This window comes from Lutaonella thermophila, assembly GCF_055387725.1.
Genome location: NZ_AP043783.1, coordinates 2,195,763 through 2,215,469, shown reverse-complemented (window position 1 = coordinate 2,215,469; position 19,707 = coordinate 2,195,763). Strand labels below are relative to the sequence as shown.

The window sequence follows — 19,707 nt, the reverse complement described above, 5'->3', positions numbered from 1 at the left end:
TTTAATAAGCGTTATGCAAATGTATTCTTTTTATTAATTACGATTTTAAAAAGATTTTTTTATACAACGCAAAGAGTCTCTCTGCAGCGATAAATGGTGTGCTTTCTTGATTCTCTATTTTCTGAATCTCTTTGTTTAATTGGTCTTTAATCTCTGGGTTTTGGTAAAAGGCATTTTTTAATTGCTCATCTAAAGTTTGTAGAAGCCAGAATTTTAATTGTTGGTTTCTGTTGTGCTCAAAATAACCACTAGATTTCATGGTTTTAATGTATGATTGTATAAGTTCCCAAACAGCATCAATTCCTTCATTTTTAATAGCAGAAGCTGTTAATACTTTTGGCGTCCAGCCATTTTCTTTTGGCGGGTATAAATGTAAGGCTCTAGAAAACTCGACTTTAGCTTGTTGGGCGCGTTTTAAATTATCTCCGTCTGCTTTATTTATAACTATTGCATCGGCCATTTCCATAATTCCTCTTTTAATGCCTTGAAGTTCATCGCCGGCACCGGCTAACTTTAGCAATAAAAAGAAGTCTACCATACTGTGTACAGCTGTTTCACTTTGTCCAACACCCACTGTTTCTATAATAATAGTATCAAACCCACAAGCTTCACAAAGTATAACCGATTCTCTTGTTTTTCTGGCTACACCACCTAAAGATTCGCCAGAAGGAGAAGGCCTTATAAAAGCATTATTGTTTTTTACCAAATTCTCCATTCTGGTTTTATCGCCAAGAATACTCCCTTTAGACACACTACTACTCGGATCTATCGCTAAAACAGCTACTTTTTTACCAATTCCGGTTAAATACGTGCCAAAGGACTCAATAAAAGTACTTTTTCCAACGCCGGGAACTCCGGTAATACCAATTCTAACAGATTTATTTGCTTTAGGCAAACAACTATTAATAACCTGTTTGGCTTGTTCTTGGTGTTCTGGTTTAGTACTTTCTATAAGTGTAATTGCCTGGCTTAATGCCACGGTATTACCATTACAAATAAGTTCTGCCAACTCTTTTGCAGACCGTTGCTTATTACGCCTTAATTTTAGTTTTTCTATGGCTTTTTTATTGGTGCTTTCCGGAGGCGTAATACCATCTTTTTCTTGCAGTGCGCTTTTATGTTTACCTTTAGAGTTCACCATTTAGAATTATACCGACTAAAATACTATAATTTTTTTTGGACAAATTGCAACACTCAAAAAAAAGTGTCGTCTTTAAAGCGATGTAACAATGTAACCAAGTTAGAAACAGCCGGCATGTTTCAAAACCAACTGATTGAACGATGTAAAAAAAACGATAGAAAGGCTCAAATGCAGCTCTATAAATCGTATTGTGATGCAATGTATTGTGTGGCGTTGCAGTATGTAAAAGATGTAAATGATGCAGAAGATGTTTTACAAGAAGCATTTATTAAAGCTTTTAAAAACCTGCATCAATTTAAAGCCGAAGTGACTTTTGGAGCTTGGTTAAAACGAATTGTAATTAATAAAAGCATAGATTTTTTAAAGAAAAAAAGACAGCTATTAGTTTCTATTGATGAAGGTTACCTTCAGATTGCAGATAATGAAGATTGGAATGTAGAGCAGGAAGTTACTTTACAAGAGGTAGTACAAGCTATAGAACAATTACCCGAAAAATATAAGTACGTTGTTATGTTGTATTTACTTGAAGGGTATGACCACTCAGAAATAGCGCAGATACTAAGCATTTCAGAAAACATGTCGAGAACACATTTGTTTAGAGGAAAGAAAAAATTAAAAGAAATACTAAAAAAAACGTACCATGGCACAAGACCTTAGAGAAATATGCAGAAATCATAGATTGCCAACCAAAGCAAAATTAAAAGCCGGTCATGAAGAGCGTTTTCTAAAAAAGTTGGATAATGCTTTTCCCGAAACCGGTAAAACAAAATCGTTTTATTGGGTTTTAAATATAGCAGCTTCGGTAACACTGTTGTTTAGTATTGGAGCATTCTTTTTTTACAATAAAACTTCAATAAACACTAATACTACAATAGTTAATACACAAGAAAACAATCAAAATACATCAGAAAAAAACGATCAGATTACCTTAGGAGATTTATCTCCGGATTTAAAGAAGGTAGAAGATTATTATTTAGCAAATATTAACCTAACACTTGCCGAGCTGCAAGTACCGGAAGAAGGGCAACAAGTGTTAGACGATTATATGAAAGAACTAGCAGATTTAAATACAGAATACAACAATTTAATAACTGAGTTAAATACTGTTGGTCCTAATAATCAAACAGTATCTGCACTCATACAAAATTTAGAATTAAGGTTGCAATTGTTACATCGGTTAAAACAAACATTAAACAAATTGCAAAAAAATGAAAACAATGTATTACAAGACAAACAAATTTAAAACCGCTTTACTGGTACTACTAGTTTTTAGTGTTACAGTTGCTGCACAAAAGCAAAGTAAAAAGTACTCCGAAAAATTTACTGTAAATCCGGATGCAACAGTAGAAATTAATACCAGTTATACAGATATTGAGTTTGAAACCTGGAACAAAAACACGGTAGAGGTTGAAGGTTATATAGAAGTAGAAGGCGTTACCAAAGAAGAGGCCGAAAAATACTTTAAAGGTTGGAATTTTGAAGCCTTAGGGAATAGCAGTAAAGTAACTATTAGCACAAAACCCAATGTGTTTTTTCATAAAGATATGGTGGTAATGCCGGGTAACGACTTACATTTTGAAGATTTTGATATAAGAATTGAAGAGGCTATACAACCAATGATTGTAGAGCTAAAAAAGATGCCGCCATTGCCTCCAATGCCGAGAATTAACGAATTTAATTTTGATTTTGAAGCGTATAAAAAAGATGGTGATAAGTATTTAGAAAAGTGGAAAAAAGAGTTTGATAAAAGCTTTGATAAAGAATACAAACAAAAACTTGAGGCTTGGCGTAAAGAAGTAGAAAAAAACCGTGAAGAGATTGAAAAATTTAAAGTAAAAGTACACGAGCAGAACAAAAAAATATCTGAGAATTTTAAAAAGAATAAAGAAGAAATTATTATCAGAAAAAAAGAAGCTGAAGCCCGTGCTGCGAAATTAAAAAAAGAGAAAAAAAATGTTTTTTGGTTTTCGTCTGACACCGATAAAAAAGTTAAAATTAAAAAGGTCATTAAAATAAAAATGCCCAAAGGAATTAAACTCAAGCTTAATGTTAGGCACGGCGAAGTTAAATTAGCAGAAAACATTAAAAACATTAAAGCAACCTTGTCTCATGCAAGGTTGCTTGCCCAAGTGGTAGATGGTAATGCAACGGTTATAAAATCGTCTTTTGCTCCGGTTTTTGTTAATACTTGGAATAGGGGTAAACTTCATGTTAATTATGCAGAAGAGGTTAAATTAAACAATGTTGCAGTGTTAGATTTAGAAACCAATGCTTCTAACGTAGTTATAGACAATATAAAAGAGCAGGCAAAAATTTTTGGTAAGCTGGGGAGTTTACATGTAAATGAGATTACAAATTCTTTTACTAATGTACATTTAGATTTAAACAATACAGAGGCTGTTTTAATGCTGCCCAAAACCTCTTTTTCTTTTAATTTTGAGTCTGTTGGCACTACTTTTACAATTCCTAAAAGATTACAAACCAACAGTAATAAGCAAGGTAGAACAGTTTTAGTAAACGGATTTTACCAAAAACCAGCTTCAAATAAAAACATAACAATAATGGCTAAGTATAGTGATGTTGTTGTGCAGTAAGCTAATGTTTAGTTTCTTCTTTTAATAGATCAGGATATCTTTTTTTAAATGCTTTTAGCCTTGGTATAGAAACACTTTTTATGTAAGGGTTGTTTGGATTTTTTTTCTCGAAATCTTGATGATATTCTTCTGCTTTCCAAAACTTTTTAATCGGTTTAACCTCGGTAACAATGGGTTTTTTATACACTTTTTGTTTTTCAAGTAACTCAATATAGGCTTTAATTATAGCTTTTTCTGTTTTATTTTGATAAAAAGCTATAGACCTGTATTGCGGCCCCCTGTCCGGACCTTGCCTATTTAGGGTTGTAGGATCATGCGAACCAAAAAACACTGCAACCAGCGTAGCAAAATCTACAATTTTAGGATTATAATAAACTTTTACAGTTTCTGCATGCGAGGTTTTACCTCTAGCAACTTGCTCGTATGTAGGGTTTAATTCAGTTCCTCCGGCATAACCGGAAACAGCTTCTTTTACTCCTTTAACACTTTCAAAAATTGCTTCAACACACCAAAAACAACCACTTGCAAAGTATGCTGTTTTATATTCAGATAAATTTTGAGTAGGCATGTTTACAGCTACAGATGTTACTTTATTGCTTTCGTTATTTTTGCAGCCTACTAATAAAAGCAACACTATAGTAAGGTTTAAAACGTATTTAATCATTTTATTAAATAAATAATTTACAAGTTAGTATAAGTATTTTTTTAAACCTTACATCATAACAAAAAAGTGCTCGTACGAGCACTTTTTATGTTACTATAAAGAATCTTTTATTCTAAATTTTTGGTCATCACAAAACCAACGTACAACCCTATTCCGGATAACAAGAAAATTGTGCCGGGATACGCTACTTCATCATCTACACCAAGAGAGTAATGTAAAATAGATGCAACAAAAATACCAACCCCGATAGCTATTAAAAGTAAGGCTAAATTTAAAATTAGAATTTTCCAGACGGGAGTAATTTTTCGGTTTTTACTGTAAAAAATAGATGCATCTGCACCTTTTTCTATTAAAGCTAAACGCTCTTTGTTTCTGGCTGTAATAAACAGGTAAAAAACACCAAAAATTACAGCAAACATAATCGGAATAATAACTACTTCAGATCCCATAATTGTTTTAAAATTTATGTTATTGTTTTTTGTTTGTAGGTAAGACGGTTTTAAAACAAGGGTGGTTACATAAATGTTTAATTTTTTTTTACAAATAAAACGTAACCGGTTTTGTAACTTATTCGTCTAATTAGCAAAATGAACAATAAACCTGACCATTACTATATACAGCAAACATTGGCTGGTAACACCCGAGCGTTTTCAAACTTGGTTTTAAAATACCAGAATATGGTGTTTACTATTGCATTAAAAATGGTTAAAAACAGGGAACAGGCAGAAGATGTAGCGCAAGAGGCATTTGTTAAGTGTTACCAATCTTTAAAGAACTTTAAGGGTTCATCTAAATTTTCAACATGGCTTTACAGAATAACATATAATCATTGTCTAGATACATTAAAAAAGAAAGCAAACACCTTTTTTCATGATAGTATTACAGAAGAGAAAGTTTTTAATAAAATAGATGATACTAAAACAGGTTTAGATATAGTTGTAACCCAAGAGCAGCATAAGTTTGTACATAATGCTATAAAAAAACTACCGGAAAGCGATCAACTACTAATAACTTTGTATTATTTTGACGAACTTTCGGTAAAAGAAATTGCAAAAATTGTAGGGCTAAAAGAAAACAACATAAAAATTAGGCTTCATAGAGTTAGGGCTAAACTGGTAAGCTTATTAAAACCATCAGAAGCGTTATTTAAATAAAATATAGTATGAGTTTACAGCATAAAAATATAGACAAGCTTATTAAGAAAGCCGTAATAGAGGAAGGATTAGAGTATCCTTCGGCATCATTTTTAGATAATGTAATGCATGCAATAGATAAGGAAAAAGCATTGTTACAATACACTCCTTTAATACCCAAAAAGGCATGGTGGGGCATTGCGTTGGCTTGTATTGCTGTTATAGTTTTAGGCGTTAATACAACAACGGGTAATGCTTTTTTAAGCGATTTTGAAGTTTATAACAAAATAACAACCGTCTTGCAAGATTTTAATATTTCTGGGCTGCAAATATCTAAATTAGTAACGTATATTTTAACAGTAGCTTTAGTAATGGTTTTAGTGCAATTGTTTGTTGTTAAGCGTTTGTTTGATAAGCAGTTGTATTCAGAGTAGATGCATCTTGCTCAAAGTACGTAAAATAAATGCCGGCAACCATTGTAATAACAAAGTACAGGACTACAGGATACGTTTCTAATGGCCAAAAGTTAGTTAGACCAAACCAATCATTTGTTAAATAAATAACGGCTAAACCAACAATGCTTCGTAAAACTTCAATCCAAACGGCATAAGGAGCTCTATCCATTAATGATGAATAGCCGTAAACACCAAAAAACACAATAGCTCCGTACATTAATAGTTCATTAAAGTTTAAGCTGGTAAAGCTGTAAAACATAAAAAGCATTAATAAAGTGTTCACGATTAATTGAAAGATTATGTACACTTTAAAAGGCGTAGAGGCAGGAGTATCGTACTTTTTAAAATTATAAACATCTTCAATAATAGGCATCGGATATTTAATTTTTACATCTTTAGGTCGCCATCCTGTTGGCATAAACCAAATTCTAAATTTATCTATCCAACTTTTGGTTCGCCAGGCATCTTTACACAGTCTCCAAAAATGCTGAAAATTAATATGAATAGGATTCCATGTAGAAGCAGGTTTTAATACACCATAAACAGGAGGAACGTGATCTAATTCTTCCTGAAAAGTGCCAAACATTCTATCCCAAACACAAAAAATCTGACCTAAATTTTTATCTATATACTCCGGATTGATAGCATGATGTACTCTGTGCTGAGAAGGTGTTACAATTATATATTCTAACCATCCCAATTTTCCTATGTGTTGCGTATGATACCAAAACTGTAAAAATAAATGTAGCGGAGCAATAACATTAATTACTTTAGCTGGAACACCAAAAAGAGCAGCAGGTATAAGTAAAATTGGAAAATAACCAATTACATTAGAGATAGACTGCCTAAGGGCACAAGCCAAATTAAATTCTTCACTACTATGATGAATTACATGTTGATTCCAAAATAAATTAACCCTATGACTTAGCCTATGATTCCAGTAGCCTGCAAAATCCATAGCAATAAATGCCACAAAATAAATTAAAGTGGTAGACTCTATTGTAAAGATAGCCAGGTGTTCTACTAAAAAAGGATAGGAAACCAAAACAACAACAAGTCCTAAAGAATCTTTAATTATGTTAGTAATGCCACTGCTTAGGCTAGAAACGGTATCCATAACTCTGTAGGTTTGTTTTTTAAAGAAATACCCATACAGAATTTCAAGTAATACAAGCCCAACAAATACAGGAATGGCAATTAAAAGGGCGTTGGCATAAGTTTCCATAATGTTAGTTGGTTGATTGTAATAAATATACAGTTTTCTATTAAAACTAGTAAAATAAAAAAGGCAGTTGTATACAACTGCCTTTTGATAGCTTTTATTTTGGTTAAAACTATTCGTTAACTAATACCCATTCTCCTTTTTCTATAAGGGGTTCGGCAACTTTATACTTAACAGTTTTGTTTTCGCCGGTCATTACATTTTTAATAGTTACGCGTTCGTTTCTACCAATTTTTGGCTTTTCTCTAACAATGGTTTCAGTAACTTGTGGTCTGCGTTGCGATTGGCCGGCAGCTCTGTTTTGGGCAGCAAGCTCATCGCTATTTAAAACCTCTTCTTTAGAGGCTTGTAGCTTTTCTTTAGGCTTTCTAACATTACTTGCTTCCTGAATATTTTGCGGGTCTTGTGTTGGTAATTCGCCTTTAAATAAGAAAGTTATTACCTCTTTGTTAACCTTATCTATCATCTCTTTAAAAAGCTCAAACGCTTCGAACTTATAAATAAGTAACGGATCTTTTTGTTCATGTACAGCAAGCTGCACAGATTGTTTAAGCTCGTCCATTTTTCTTAAATGCGTTTTCCAAGCATCATCAATTATGGCAAGCGTAATGTTTTTCTCGAAATCAGAAATTAAGTTCTTACCATTACTTTCGTATGCTTCTTTTAGGTTGGTAACTACATTTAAGGTTTTAGTACCATCTGTAAACGGAACAACTATGCGTTCATAACGCTCGCCTTGAGTTTCGTATACATTTTTAATTACCGGGAAAGCGGTTGCTGCATTGCGTTCTATTTTTTCTTGATAGTAATTGTAGGCCGCTTTGTAAATTGTATTGGTTATTTCTTTTACCGATAGTTTAGTAAAATCGGTTTCAGAAATAGGCGATGTTATTGAGAAGTATTTAATAAGTTCAAACTCAAAATTCTTGTAATCATTTGCAAGCTTATTGGTTTCTGCAATTACCTCGCAAGTATCGTAAATCATGTTAGCAATATCTACCTTAAGGCGCTCACCTTGTAAGGCATGACGACGACGTTTATATACAACTTCACGTTGTGCATTCATAACATCATCGTACTCTAACAAGCGCTTACGAATACCGAAGTTGTTTTCTTCTACCTTTTTCTGAGCTCTTTCTATAGATTTGGTCATCATAGAATGCTGGATAACCTCACCTTCTTTTAAGCCCATTCTATCCATAAGTTTAGCAACTCTATCAGAACCAAATAAGCGCATTAAGTTGTCTTCTAAAGAGACATAAAATTGAGAGCTACCAGGATCTCCTTGTCTTCCAGAACGTCCTCTTAGCTGTCTATCTACACGACGAGAATCGTGTCTTTCTGTACCAATAATAGCCAATCCGCCTGCCTTTTTAACTTCGTCGGTAAGTTTAATATCGGTACCTCTACCGGCCATGTTGGTAGCAATAGTTACTACGCCGGGTTTTCCTGCTTCGGCTACAATTTCTGCTTCTTGTTTATGGCGTTTAGCGTTAAGAACGTTATGCTTAATTTTTCTGAGGGTTAACATTCTGCTTAATAGCTCAGAAATCTCTACCGAAGTGGTACCCACTAAAACGGGTCTGCCTTGCTCTACTAAATTTACAATCTCTTCTATTACAGCATTGTATTTTTCTCGCTTGGTTTTATAAATCAAGTCTTCTTTATCTATTCTGGCAACCGGTCTGTTGGTAGGGATTTCAACAACATCGAGTTTATAAATTTCCCAAAACTCTCCGGCCTCTGTAACGGCAGTACCTGTCATACCGGATAGTTTACGGTACATTCTAAAGTAGTTTTGCAATGTAATTGTTGCAAAAGTTTGGGTTGCTGCTTCAATCTTTACATTTTCTTTAGCTTCTATTGCTTGATGAAGTCCATCAGAGTATCTACGGCCATCCATTATACGACCGGTTTGCTCGTCTACAATCATCACCTTGTTGTCCATCACCACATATTCAACATCTTTTTCAAACAAGGTATATGCTTTTAAGAGTTGATTTAGGGTATGAATACGTTCGCTTTTTACACTAAAGTCTTTAAATAACTTATCTTTTAGCTTGGCTTCTTCTTCTATAGGTAAATTTTGGTTTTCTATTTTAGCTATTTCTGTACCTATATCTGGCATTACAAAGAAATCTTTGTCTTCGTCTCCGGCCGATAAGTATTCTATACCTTTATCTGTAAGCTCTATTTGATTGCTTTTTTCATCAATAACAAACAACAACTCTTCATCTACTTTGTGCATTTCTCTGTTGTTGTCTTGCATGTAAAAATTCTCGGTTTTTTGAAGCAGTTGTTTAACTCCTTCTTCACTCAAGAATTTTATTAAGGCTTTGTTTTTAGGCAAACCTCTGTAAACTCTAAGTAATAAAAAGCCTCCATCTTTAGTGTTACCTTCTGCAATTAGTTTTTTTGCTTCTGCAAGAACACCTGTTAAGTATTGGCGTTGCTTTTGAACCAAATCGGCTACCTTAGGCTTAAGCTCATTAAATTCGTGTTTGTCGCCTTCCGGTATCGGACCGGAAATAATGAGCGGGGTTCTGGCGTCATCAATTAAAACAGAATCTACCTCATCTATGATAGCAAAGTTATGCGGACGCTGAACAAGGTCTTGAGGCGTATGCGCCATGTTATCGCGCAAGTAATCAAATCCAAACTCATTATTAGTACCATAGGTAATATCTGCTTCATAGGCTTTGCGTCTGCCTTCTGAATTGGGTTGGTGATTATCTATACAATCTACAGAAAGCCCATGGAACTCAAATATTGGCCCCATCCAAGCGCTATCACGTTTTGCCAGATAATCGTTAACCGTAACTAAGTGTACACCGTTACCGGTTAGCGCATTTAAGTACACCGGGAGAGTTGCAACAAGGGTTTTACCTTCACCGGTCATCATTTCGGCAATTTTACCTTGATGTAACACAACGCCACCAATTAGCTGCACGTCGTAATGCACCATATCCCAGGTTACTTCTTTTCCGGCAGCATCCCAAGAGTTTCTCCAGATGGCTTTTTCTCCTTCTAACGTTACGTAATCTTTTGTGCCTGACAGTTCTCTGTCAAAAGGGGTAGCAGTAACTGTAAGTGTAGTGTTATTTGCAAAACGTCTTGCAGTTTCTTTAACTACTGCAAAAGCTTCCGGTAGAATTTCGTTAAGGGTGTCTTCGGTAATTTTGTAGCCTTCGTCGTTAAGCTTATCTATTTCTGTATAGATATCTTCTTTACGGTCTATATCATTTATTTGAGCAGCTTCATCTTTTAGTTGTTGTATTTTTTGATCTATTTCTGCTCTACTGGCTTTAATTTTAGCTTTAAACTCTAGGGTTTTATTTCTTAGCTCATCGTTAGAGAGTTCAGATAAGCTACTTTCAAATGATTTAATTTTATCTACAATAGGCTGTATTGCCTTAATATCTTTTTGAGATTTATCTCCTACAAATGCTTTTATGATTGAATTTAAAAAACTCATATAAGTGGTATATTTTGTGTCAAAATTAAGCAAAAAAAAAGCCTCGAAAGAGACTTTTTTCTGTAATAATTTAAGGGTTGTTAATATTCGTCTTCATTCCAGAGGTAATCTTCCTCTGTAGGGTAATCGGGCCAAATCTCCTCAATAGATTCATACATTTCTCCTTCATCTTCCATTGCTTGAAGATTTTCTACTACTTCAAGCGGAGCCCCCGTTCTGATAGCATAATCAATCAACTCGTCTTTAGTAGCTGGCCATGGCGCATCACTTAAATAAGATGCTAATTCTAGGGTCCAATACATCTGCTAAACGGTTTTAAAATTTCTGCAAAAATAAATTTTTATCGTAAAAAGTCAAGTAAAATTTCAATTATTTACTCACTATTTTAAAAGAACGTAATTTTTTGTAATAAATTGAGTGTGTTTAATTTACCTCAATATTAATTTTTAAGATTCCTTTTCCGGAATCCACTTTATTTCTTCGGCTTGTAAATCATGGGACAATTTTCGTGCCAACACAAAAAGATAATCAGAAAGCCTGTTTAAATATTGCAGAACGTGTTCATCAAAAGGTTCGTTTTCGTTGAGATGCGCTGCTAAACGCTCTGCTCTACGGCATACGGTGCGAGCAATGTGACAGAATGACACGGTTTGATGTCCTCCTGGTAAAATAAAGTGTGTCATAGGAGGGAGGTGATCATTCATAGCGTCCATTTCTTTTTCTAAACGCACAATATCGTCTGCATTAATTTTAGGGATATTAAGCCTTTCTTTACCACTTTTTAAGACTGCCTTTTCAGGATCGGTAGCCAAAATTGCTCCAAGGGTAAATAATCTGTCTTGTATGTGTTGTATGGTAAGTTTTGTGTAGGTGTCTATTTCTTGATCTCTAATTAATCCTAACCAAGAGTTTAACTCATCTACAGTTCCATAGCTTTCTATTCTAATATGGTGTTTAGGAACTCTGGTTCCGCCAAACAGAGCAGTAGTTCCTTTATCGCCCGTCCTTGTGTATATTTTCATCTTTAGCTTTCTTTTTTTTGTAATAATTGTCTTTAAAATTACGTGATTGCCTGTCACGTAACTTGTGTATGTTTCTTTTATTGTTGTACAGCACTAAAATAAAGACTGCTGCAATAGCTATTATTAACCAAGTGGTACTCATGATTTTTATTTTAAAAATACGGTTTTAAAACCGTATTGTAAAATGCTCTTTAGCTTGTGTTGTTCTAAAAAACAATATTGCCGAATGATAAAAATCTATTGTTTGTTTAACCTTATTATGCTGTTTTATTGTCTGCCATATTTTAATAGTTTCTTTATTTGTGTTGGGATTCTTTAAAATAATTATGCTTTCTGGAGCAATAGTATTATTGTTTAAAAAAGCTAAAACCTTTTTGAGATTTAAAGTCCCGTTAAAAACCAAAAAATCTGCGTTTTGAGGTGTTGTACTAATAATGGATTGATTTATATGCTGTTGTATAAAAGACAGGTTGTGCGTTTCTTGTAAAAAAACGTTTTGTGGTTTAAAATAAGCATAAGCTTTTATAACTAATGCATTGAATTTTGTTGTTTTATAGTGTGGTTTTGTATAAAGCCCTTTAGTAATAAAATTATATATAAAAGGTGAATGCACATCGTGTTGATTGGTAGATGCTCTTAAGAAATTAATGTATTGCACAATTGCATACCAATTCATTACATTTCGGTTTTTAAGGATAGTTCAAACCAGCGTTCTGTTTTTTCTTCTATTTGTGTGTTAATTTCTTGTAATTTAATTGCCTGCTCGTTTATTTGCTCACCGTCTAAATTGCCATCAATAAAACTAGCTTCTATTGCTGCTTTTTCTGCTTCTAATTTTGCAATTTCGCTTTCTAATTTATTGTATTCGCGTTGCTCATTATATGACAGCTTGTTTTGGTTGGTTTTTTTCCAGGTTTTCTTTTCTTTTTTAATTGTATTGGCAGCTTCTACTTCAGGTGCTACACTATCTTGGTAAGCTCTAAAATCACTATAATTCCCGGGAAAATCTTCTATTATGCCATCGCCTTTAAAAACTAATAAATGGTCTACTATTTTATCCATAAAATACCTGTCATGAGAAACAATTGCAAGGCACCCCGGATAGTCTAACAAAAATTGCTCAAGTACATTTAGGGTTACAATATCTAAGTCGTTAGTGGGCTCATCAAGAATTAAGAAGTTAGGATTTTGAATTAAAACCGTACATAAATAAAGTCTTTTCAGCTCTCCACCACTTAACTTTTCAACATAATCATATTGCTTTTTTCTATCAAAAAGAAAGCGTTCTAAAAGTTGCGATGCACTTAATTGCCTTCCTTTTGTTAACGGTATGTATTCGCCATAGGCTTTTATAACATCAATTACTTTTTGGCTTGTTTTTGGCTGTAATCCTTTTTGAGTGTAGTAGCCAAAGGTTACAGTATCTCCAACTATAATTTTTCCGGAGTCTGGTTTGTCTGATTGTGTGAGCAAGTTTAAAAAGGTAGATTTTCCTGTTCCGTTTTTACCAATAATCCCAACGCGCTCTCCTTTTTTAAAAGTATAACTAAAACCCTTTAAAATGGTTTTGTTAGGATAAGCTTTAGAGACATTATGAAACTCTACAATTTTATTGCCTAAGCGCTCCATGTTAATTTCTAACTGAACCTTATGTTCTTTTCTGCGCTCATGAGCTTTTTGTTTTATGATGTAAAAATCGTCTATTCTGGATTTAGATTTTGTTGTGCGAGCTTTTGGTTGCCTAAGCATCCATTCAAGCTCCTTTTTGTATAAATTTTTTGCTTTATCTACAGAGGCTTCTTGAGCTTCTAAACGTTCTTCTTTTTTTTGTAAATAGTACGAGTAGTTTCCTTTGTAAGTATAAAGTTTACCTTGGTCTAATTCTAAAATTTCATTGCATACACGTTCTAAAAAATACCGATCGTGTGTAACTAAAAAGAGGGTAATGTTTTCTTTGCTAAAGTATTGCTCTAACCATTCTATCATTTCTAAATCAAGGTGGTTAGTAGGCTCATCCATTACAAGAATGTTAGGCTTATTAATTAAAATAGTTGCAAGGGCGAGCCGTTTTTTTTGTCCTCCTGAAAGGGTTTTAACCTTTGCTTTTAGATTTTCTAGTTTTAGTTTTGATAGAATTTGCTTGTATTGCGTTTCAAAACCCCATGCATTGTAAAGTTCCATTTTTTCGAAAGCTTTCTGATAGGCTTCTTCGTTAGTAGGATTGCTTAACGCATTTTCATATTCCCGGATAATTTTTAAAATAGGATTATTCGACGCAAAAATGGTTTCTTCTACGGTTAGTTGTTCATTTAGTTGCGGTTTTTGAGGTAAAAAAGCTAATTGAATATCTTTTCTGTAAACTACTTGCCCGGAATCAGGTTCATCTTTACCGACCAAAATATTTAACAAAGAGGTTTTACCAGTACCATTTTTTGCAATCAAAGCAATTTTTTGGTCTTTATTTATACCAAAAGAAATATCAGAAAACAGAACACGATCTCCGTATGCTTTGGCTATATTTTCTACTGATATGTAATTCACACTTCAGATCTTTTTTTGGCAAAGGCCGTTAATAAAATAAGAGCGCCAACAAACATGGCTAATCGTGCAATATAATCTCCGAATCGTGTGTAAAAAGTAATTTTATCATTAACCGAGATACTTCCGGAAACAGCACCTTCCGTATTGTATGGGAGTGATTTAATAATGTCTCCTTTTTGGTTTATTAGTGCAGATATACCTGTGTTTGCACTCCGGGCAATGCTTCTTCTGGTCTCTATTGCTCTAAGTCTGGCATAGCTTAAGTGCTGTTTATGGCCTTGTGTTTCTTGCCACCAGCCATCGTTAGTTATAATCGCCAAAAAGTTAGCACCGTTTCTAACATATCCGGTAACAAACTCACCATAAACAGATTCGTAGCAAATAATCGGGGCAGCACTATAATTACCATCAAAAGATGTAAAAACATCACGCTCTTCTTGCGTTGTTCTAACAGCAACAGTACCTCCTAAATCTATCATTATATTGCCTAAAAGAGGCTCTAAAATGCTTTTGTACGGAAACGTTTCTATACCAACCACAAGCTTAGATTTATGATACACATCAAAATCATTATAAGCATTCATAAACAAAGCAGAATTATACGTATCGTACCATAAGTTTTCTCTAAGCCTGTTAGAGAATTTAGTGATTTGACTTTTTTGATTGTAGGTGTTAAAAAACTGAATTCCAACCAACAAGTTTGTAGTTGGGTTTTGTTGGTTATAGGTTTTAAGTTTTTTGTATAGCTCACTCTCCCTAAATGTATTTAGCCGTTCTCCAAAACCTTCAGCAAAAACAGTCTCTGGCGCTAAAATAAAATTTGTTTTTTGGGTTGTGCTGTTTTTGGCTAATTCAAAAAGATTTTGGGCAACTTCTAAGTTTGCCATATTATATTTTTCTGTGTAAGGGTCTACATTGGGCTGTAAAGCAATTACACTTACTTTTTTTTGTGGCTCTTGGTAGCTTGCATAAATAAACAAAGAAATTATTATCGGGATAGCAACAACTAAGAGGCTTGCAGACAAGCTTCTGTAAAGTGCTTTTTTGTTTTTTGTAGAAGCATATTTTTTTAAGGCAACAAAAACACCACAATTTACAATCCAAACCCAAAGCGTACCACCAAAAGTACCTGTGTACTCATACCATTGTATCCAGTGGTAATATTCAGAGAAAGCATTCCCCAGGTTTAACCATGGCCATGAAAAATCCCAGCCCAGATGCAATTTTTCAAAAGCAATCCATACAGCAGGCAAAAAAAGTAATCCTCTAGATGTAGGAACTCTTTTAGCAACCACATGATAAAGCAAAAAAAACAAGCTCATTAACAATGCGTTAACCAAAACGGCAAACAGCATTCCAAACAAATCTGCATAGTAAAGCCAGCCTGTGGTTAGCACATTCCAGAGCACAAATGTGGTGTATGCTAAAGCAAAAATCTTACGTTTTTTTCTTTTTATTGAAGCATTTCTGAGTTTAAATTCTGTCCATAAAAGCGGAACAAAAGCTATAAAAAGTAATAAGGGAACACCATAGGTTGGCCAGCTGGCTGCCAATAATAATCCGCTTGTAACTGCTAAAAGAATGTTTTTTTTCATGTAAAAGGCAATAAGTTGGTTGTGTAATTTATGCCGTTGCGTGCAAATATCATAATAATAAGGCTATTCGCTTTACTTTTTTTACATTCGTGTTAAACAAAAATTTAATTTTACCCAAAGACAACTAATAATGAGAAAACATATACCAAATTTAATTACCCTTCTTAACTTATTATGCGGATGTTTTGCAATTGTTTTTGCTGTTAATGGAGCTTTAGTTACAGCAGCTTACTTGGTTATTTTAGGAATTTTCTTTGACTTTTTTGATGGATTAGCAGCAAGACTTTTACAAGTGCAGAGTAGTCTTGGCGTACAGTTGGATTCTTTAGCAGATTTAGTTACTAGCGGAGTAGTGCCAGGTGTAATTATGTATAAACTTTTACAATTAAGTGCGGTAAACCAGTGGACTACAAATAGTGACGATATAGCGATACACTCTTGGCAACTACTATACAATAACCCAGTACCTTTTTTAGGCTTTTTAATAACATTGGGTGCAGCATATAGGCTTGCTAAATTTAATATAGACGAAGAGCAATCAGATGTATTTAAAGGGCTTCCAACACCAGCAAATGCATTATTTGTGGTATCGCTACCATTAATACTTTTCCATGAAAATAATGAGAGTGCTCAGACATTAATTGCAAACGAGTGGTTTTTAATTGGGGTTATTTTGTTATTAACCTTACTGATGAATGTTCCGGTTAAATTATTTGCACTGAAATTTAAAAACTGGAACTTTCAAGAAAATTCAATTAGGTATACGTTTTTGCTTTTAAGTTTAATGGCGTTAATAACAGTACGTTTTTTAGCTATTCCGTTACTAATTGTACTTTACGTGCTTATATCTGTAATTTTACCTGATAAAGAAAAGGTTAAGGTGTGATTTTTTTCTTTCTTAACTCGAAGTTTTGGCCTAAATAAACTTTTCTAACCATCTCATCGGCAGCAAGTTCTTCGGGTACACCGGCTTTTAAGATAGCCCCTTCAAACATTAAATATGAGCGTTCGGTAATGGCCAATGTTTCTTGTACGTTGTGGTCTGTTATTAAAATCCCTATGTTTTTTGTTTTTAGCTGAGATACAATCCTCTGAATATCTTCTACAGCTACCGGATCAACTCCTGCAAAAGGCTCATCTAACAAAATAAACTTGGGATCTGTTGCCAGAGCACGTGCAATTTCTGTTCTTCTTCGTTCTCCACCAGATAGTAAATCGCCACGCCGTTTTCTTCTATCTGTAAGACCAAACTCTTCTAACAATTGCTCGGTGCGCTCTTTTTGTTGAGCTTTAGTAAGTTTTGTAAGCTCTAAAACGGCCATTATATTTTCTTCTACGGTGAGCTTTCTAAATACAGAGGCTTCTTGTGCTAAATACCCAATACCGTTTTGTGCTCGTTTGTACATTGGGTAATTGGTAATGTCTGTATTATCTAAATAAATAGCACCGCCATTAGGTTTAATTAACCCAACAATCATATAAAAAGAAGTGGTTTTACCTGCTCCGTTTGGTCCTAATAAACCTACAATCTCTCCTTGCTCTACTTCTAAAGAGATTCCTTTTACAACTTGACGGCCTTTGTAGGTTTTCATGATATTTTCGGCTCTTAGCTTCATAGTGCAGGTAAAATATTATATGACGTTAAAATTAATGATTTACTGTAAACGCTATCAGACTTTATTAAAATATTAAGATTCTTGTTCTTCTAATGCTTCCCAAAATTCATAAGCTCTTCGTAAATGCGGAATAACAATTGTACCACCAACAAGTGTAGCAATGCTTAAAGCCTCCATTACTTGAGCTTTTGTTAACCCTTCTTTGTAGCAGGTTTCTAAATGATATTTTATACAATCATCACAACGTAATACTGCAGAAGCTACCAATCCTAACAACTCTTTAGTTTTAACATCTAAAGCACCCGGAGCATAGGCGTTGGTATCTAAATTAAAAATGCGTTTAATTATTTTGTTATTATCGGCCAAAATGCGCTCATTCATTTTAGCTCTGTAGTCATTAAATTCTTTTACAAGATCACCCATTTTTTTGTTCTTTTTTGGCTTGTCTTTTTAAGACAATTTTAGAGATATAAATACTTGCTTCGTACAGTACTAAAACAGGAATAGCTACTATAATTTGGCTGGCAACGTCTGGCGGAGTAATAATTGCAGATAGAATTAAAACTATTACTAAAGCAAATTTTCGGTATTTTCTTAAAAACTCTGGTGTTACTAAACCTATTTTGGTTAAAAAATAAATCACGATTGGGAGTTCAAAAATAATACCACAGGCTATTACAGAGGCTCTAACTGTTGATATGTACGAACTTAAATCTATGTCGTTAAAAACCTCTTCACTTACTTTATAATTAGCTAAAAAGTTAATAGATAAAGGAGATATTAAATAGTAGCCAAAAAGCACACCGCTAAAAAATAGTAATGAGGCAACAAAAATAAATCCTCTGGCATGTTTACGCTCATTGTCGTAAAGCCCCGGACTAATAAATCTCCACATTTCGTACAATACATAAGGAAAAGCAACTATAAATCCGGCCCAAATAGAGGTCCAAATATGTGCAGAAAATTGCCCGGCCATAACCCTACTTTGTATTCTAAATTGCGGTCCTTCGCAAAACGATTCGTCTAAACCTAAAAATTTAGCAATATTGCAGAATAGGTTATAAGTAGGGAAGTTAGCTTTTTTGGGGCCGAAAATAATGGTATCAAAAATGAAATCTTTAGCAACAAAAGCAACAATACCTACAATTAGGATAGCTAACGTAGATCTGATTAAGTGCCATCTCAGCTCTTCGAGATGGTCTAAAAACGACATTTCTTGAGGATTTTTTGTAGCCATTAAATGATTCCTTCTTTAATTAAATCATGCAAATGTACTACACCGGCATATTTACCATTTTCTTCAACCAATAATTGCGATATCCCATTGGCTTCCATTTGCTCCAGCGCATCAACAGCCATTGCATCGGCAGCAATGGTTTTAGGGTTTTTGCTCATTATATCTCCGGCAGTTAAACCATTAATATCATCATAAGAATTCATCATTCGTCTAATATCTCCATCGGTTACAATCCCTATAATTTTATCATTTTCTACCACAGCTGTTACGCCGAGCATTTTTTCGGTAATTTCTATAATTACCTTTTTAACATCAGTATCTGCTGTTACTTTTGGTTTAAGATTAACTTTAGAGATGTCTTCTACACGTAAATATAGCTTTTTACCTAATGAGCCTCCCGGATGATATTTTGCAAAGTCTTTACTACTAAAACCTCTTAATTTTACCAAGCATACTGCAAGGGCATCACCCACAACAAGTTGCGCAGTAGTACTGGTGGTTGGTGCAAGATTATTTGGGCAAGCCTCTTTTTCTACAAAGGTGTTTAGTACATAATCTGCCTGAGATGCTAAAAAAGAATCTTTATTACCTGTTATGGCAATTAATTTGTTTTTTCCATTTTTAATTAATGGAACAAGAACTTTAATTTCTGGAGTGTTACCACTTTTAGAAATACAAATTACTACATCGTCTTCTAAAACAATTCCTAAATCGCCATGTATGGCATCTGCTGCATGCATAAAAATGGCTGGAGTGCCGGTAGAATTTAGCGTTGCAACAATTTTATTTGCAATAATAGCACTTTTGCCAATTCCGGTTATTATAACTCTTCCTTTAGAGTTGTAAATGCATTCTACTGCATTGGCAAAATCTGCATTTACCAAAGAAACCAAATTTTTTATTGCCTCGGCTTCTTTAGTTATTGTATTTTTGGCATCTGAAATTATAGACTCTAGATTACTCAAGTTTTATTAATTTAGTGGTTTTAATGTACAAGAATTTGTATATTTAA

At 33.9% G+C, this 19,707-nt stretch carries 21 protein-coding genes; 6 read left to right on the top strand and 15 right to left on the bottom strand.

Annotated elements, in window-relative coordinates:
- Positions 1-37 precede the first annotated feature (37 nt).
- Positions 38-1,141 carry a methylmalonyl Co-A mutase-associated GTPase MeaB gene (meaB, locus tag ACZ5CF_RS10535; protein WP_464579345.1) on the bottom strand — a complete coding sequence of 368 codons (1,104 nt, stop codon included), beginning with the start codon at positions 1,139-1,141 and terminating at the stop codon, positions 38-40.
- A 114-nt stretch (positions 1,142-1,255) separates the two neighbouring features.
- On the opposite strand from meaB, the gene ACZ5CF_RS10530 reads away from it, so the two are divergent.
- The 3 genes from ACZ5CF_RS10530 to ACZ5CF_RS10520 are packed head-to-tail and all read left to right on the top strand — an operon-like array spanning position 1,256 to position 3,735.
- Complete coding sequence (locus tag ACZ5CF_RS10530) at positions 1,256-1,798, top strand: RNA polymerase sigma factor (RefSeq protein ID WP_464580851.1); 543 nt, start codon at positions 1,256-1,258, stop codon at positions 1,796-1,798.
- The gene (locus ACZ5CF_RS10525) at positions 1,782-2,384 is read left to right on the top strand and encodes a hypothetical protein (RefSeq protein ID WP_464579343.1); all 603 of its coding nucleotides are present in this window, start codon (positions 1,782-1,784) and stop codon (positions 2,382-2,384) included. Before ACZ5CF_RS10530 ends, ACZ5CF_RS10525 begins: the two co-directional genes overlap by 17 nt.
- The gene (locus ACZ5CF_RS10520; protein ID WP_464579341.1) at positions 2,350-3,735 is read left to right on the top strand and encodes a hypothetical protein; all 1,386 of its coding nucleotides are present in this window, start codon (positions 2,350-2,352) and stop codon (positions 3,733-3,735) included. Before ACZ5CF_RS10525 ends, ACZ5CF_RS10520 begins: the two co-directional genes overlap by 35 nt.
- Position 3,736: 1 nt before the next feature.
- Here ACZ5CF_RS10520 and msrA read toward each other — a convergent pair whose 3' ends face one another.
- Together msrA and ACZ5CF_RS10510 are read right to left on the bottom strand one after the other, a co-directional pair.
- Positions 3,737-4,399 carry a peptide-methionine (S)-S-oxide reductase MsrA gene (gene msrA, locus ACZ5CF_RS10515; protein WP_464579340.1) on the bottom strand — a complete coding sequence of 221 codons (663 nt, stop codon included), beginning with the start codon at positions 4,397-4,399 and terminating at the stop codon, positions 3,737-3,739.
- A gap of 107 nt (positions 4,400-4,506) precedes the next feature.
- A complete protein-coding gene (locus ACZ5CF_RS10510; RefSeq protein ID WP_464579339.1) occupies positions 4,507-4,848 on the bottom strand; it encodes a DUF6249 domain-containing protein in 342 nt (113 codons plus the stop codon).
- A gap of 138 nt (positions 4,849-4,986) precedes the next feature.
- On the opposite strand from ACZ5CF_RS10510, the gene ACZ5CF_RS10505 reads away from it, so the two are divergent.
- Together ACZ5CF_RS10505 and ACZ5CF_RS10500 are read left to right on the top strand one after the other, a co-directional pair.
- On the top strand, positions 4,987-5,553 hold the full coding sequence (locus ACZ5CF_RS10505) for an RNA polymerase sigma factor (RefSeq protein ID WP_464579337.1): 567 nt from the start codon (positions 4,987-4,989) through the stop codon (positions 5,551-5,553).
- 8 nt (positions 5,554-5,561) lie between these two features.
- Positions 5,562-5,966, top strand: coding sequence for a hypothetical protein (locus ACZ5CF_RS10500; RefSeq protein ID WP_464579336.1), 405 nt, complete (start codon positions 5,562-5,564; stop codon positions 5,964-5,966).
- Here the strand turns inward: ACZ5CF_RS10500 and ACZ5CF_RS10495 are convergent.
- The 8 genes from ACZ5CF_RS10495 to lnt form a co-directional block, all read right to left on the bottom strand.
- Positions 5,929-7,212, bottom strand: coding sequence for a sterol desaturase family protein (locus ACZ5CF_RS10495; protein WP_464579335.1), 1,284 nt, complete (start codon positions 7,210-7,212; stop codon positions 5,929-5,931). The genes ACZ5CF_RS10500 and ACZ5CF_RS10495 overlap by 38 nt on opposite strands.
- A gap of 109 nt (positions 7,213-7,321) precedes the next feature.
- Entirely contained in the window at positions 7,322-10,684 is a 3,363-nt protein-coding gene (gene secA, locus ACZ5CF_RS10490) for a preprotein translocase subunit SecA (RefSeq protein WP_464579334.1), read from the bottom strand.
- An 80-nt stretch (positions 10,685-10,764) separates the two neighbouring features.
- Positions 10,765-10,986 (bottom strand): DUF2795 domain-containing protein, encoded by a 222-nt coding sequence (locus tag ACZ5CF_RS10485; RefSeq protein WP_464579333.1) that lies wholly within the window; start codon positions 10,984-10,986, stop codon positions 10,765-10,767.
- Positions 10,987-11,130: 144 nt separating this feature from the next.
- Positions 11,131-11,706, bottom strand: a complete 576-nt coding sequence (locus tag ACZ5CF_RS10480) for a cob(I)yrinic acid a,c-diamide adenosyltransferase (RefSeq protein ID WP_464579332.1) — start codon at positions 11,704-11,706, stop codon at positions 11,131-11,133.
- The gene (locus tag ACZ5CF_RS10475; RefSeq protein WP_464579331.1) at positions 11,678-11,848 is read right to left on the bottom strand and encodes a hypothetical protein; all 171 of its coding nucleotides are present in this window, start codon (positions 11,846-11,848) and stop codon (positions 11,678-11,680) included. The genes ACZ5CF_RS10480 and ACZ5CF_RS10475 overlap by 29 nt, the downstream gene beginning before the upstream one ends.
- A 24-nt stretch (positions 11,849-11,872) precedes the next feature.
- Positions 11,873-12,382, bottom strand: coding sequence for a hypothetical protein (locus ACZ5CF_RS10470; RefSeq protein ID WP_464579330.1), 510 nt, complete (start codon positions 12,380-12,382; stop codon positions 11,873-11,875).
- Complete coding sequence (locus ACZ5CF_RS10465) at positions 12,382-14,247, bottom strand: ABC-F family ATP-binding cassette domain-containing protein (protein WP_464579329.1); 1,866 nt, start codon at positions 14,245-14,247, stop codon at positions 12,382-12,384. Before ACZ5CF_RS10465 ends, ACZ5CF_RS10470 begins: the two co-directional genes overlap by 1 nt.
- Complete coding sequence (gene lnt, locus ACZ5CF_RS10460; RefSeq protein ID WP_464579328.1) at positions 14,244-15,842, bottom strand: apolipoprotein N-acyltransferase; 1,599 nt, start codon at positions 15,840-15,842, stop codon at positions 14,244-14,246. Before lnt ends, ACZ5CF_RS10465 begins: the two co-directional genes overlap by 4 nt.
- Before the next feature lie 130 nt (positions 15,843-15,972).
- Between lnt and ACZ5CF_RS10455 the strand changes: the two genes are divergently transcribed.
- Entirely contained in the window at positions 15,973-16,728 is a 756-nt protein-coding gene (locus ACZ5CF_RS10455; protein ID WP_464579327.1) for a CDP-alcohol phosphatidyltransferase family protein, read from the top strand.
- On the opposite strand, the gene lptB is transcribed toward ACZ5CF_RS10455, so the two are convergent.
- The 4 genes from lptB to ACZ5CF_RS10435 form a co-directional block, all read right to left on the bottom strand.
- Positions 16,718-17,458, bottom strand: coding sequence for an LPS export ABC transporter ATP-binding protein (lptB, locus tag ACZ5CF_RS10450; RefSeq protein WP_464579325.1), 741 nt, complete (start codon positions 17,456-17,458; stop codon positions 16,718-16,720). The genes ACZ5CF_RS10455 and lptB overlap by 11 nt on opposite strands.
- Positions 17,459-17,530: 72 nt before the next feature.
- A complete protein-coding gene (locus ACZ5CF_RS10445; protein WP_464579324.1) occupies positions 17,531-17,881 on the bottom strand; it encodes a carboxymuconolactone decarboxylase family protein in 351 nt (116 codons plus the stop codon).
- Positions 17,874-18,695, bottom strand: a complete 822-nt coding sequence (tatC, locus tag ACZ5CF_RS10440) for a twin-arginine translocase subunit TatC (RefSeq protein ID WP_464579323.1) — start codon at positions 18,693-18,695, stop codon at positions 17,874-17,876. Before tatC ends, ACZ5CF_RS10445 begins: the two co-directional genes overlap by 8 nt.
- Entirely contained in the window at positions 18,695-19,660 is a 966-nt protein-coding gene (locus ACZ5CF_RS10435; protein ID WP_464579322.1) for a KpsF/GutQ family sugar-phosphate isomerase, read from the bottom strand. Before ACZ5CF_RS10435 ends, tatC begins: the two co-directional genes overlap by 1 nt.
- Between the last annotated feature and the right edge of the window lie 47 nt (positions 19,661-19,707).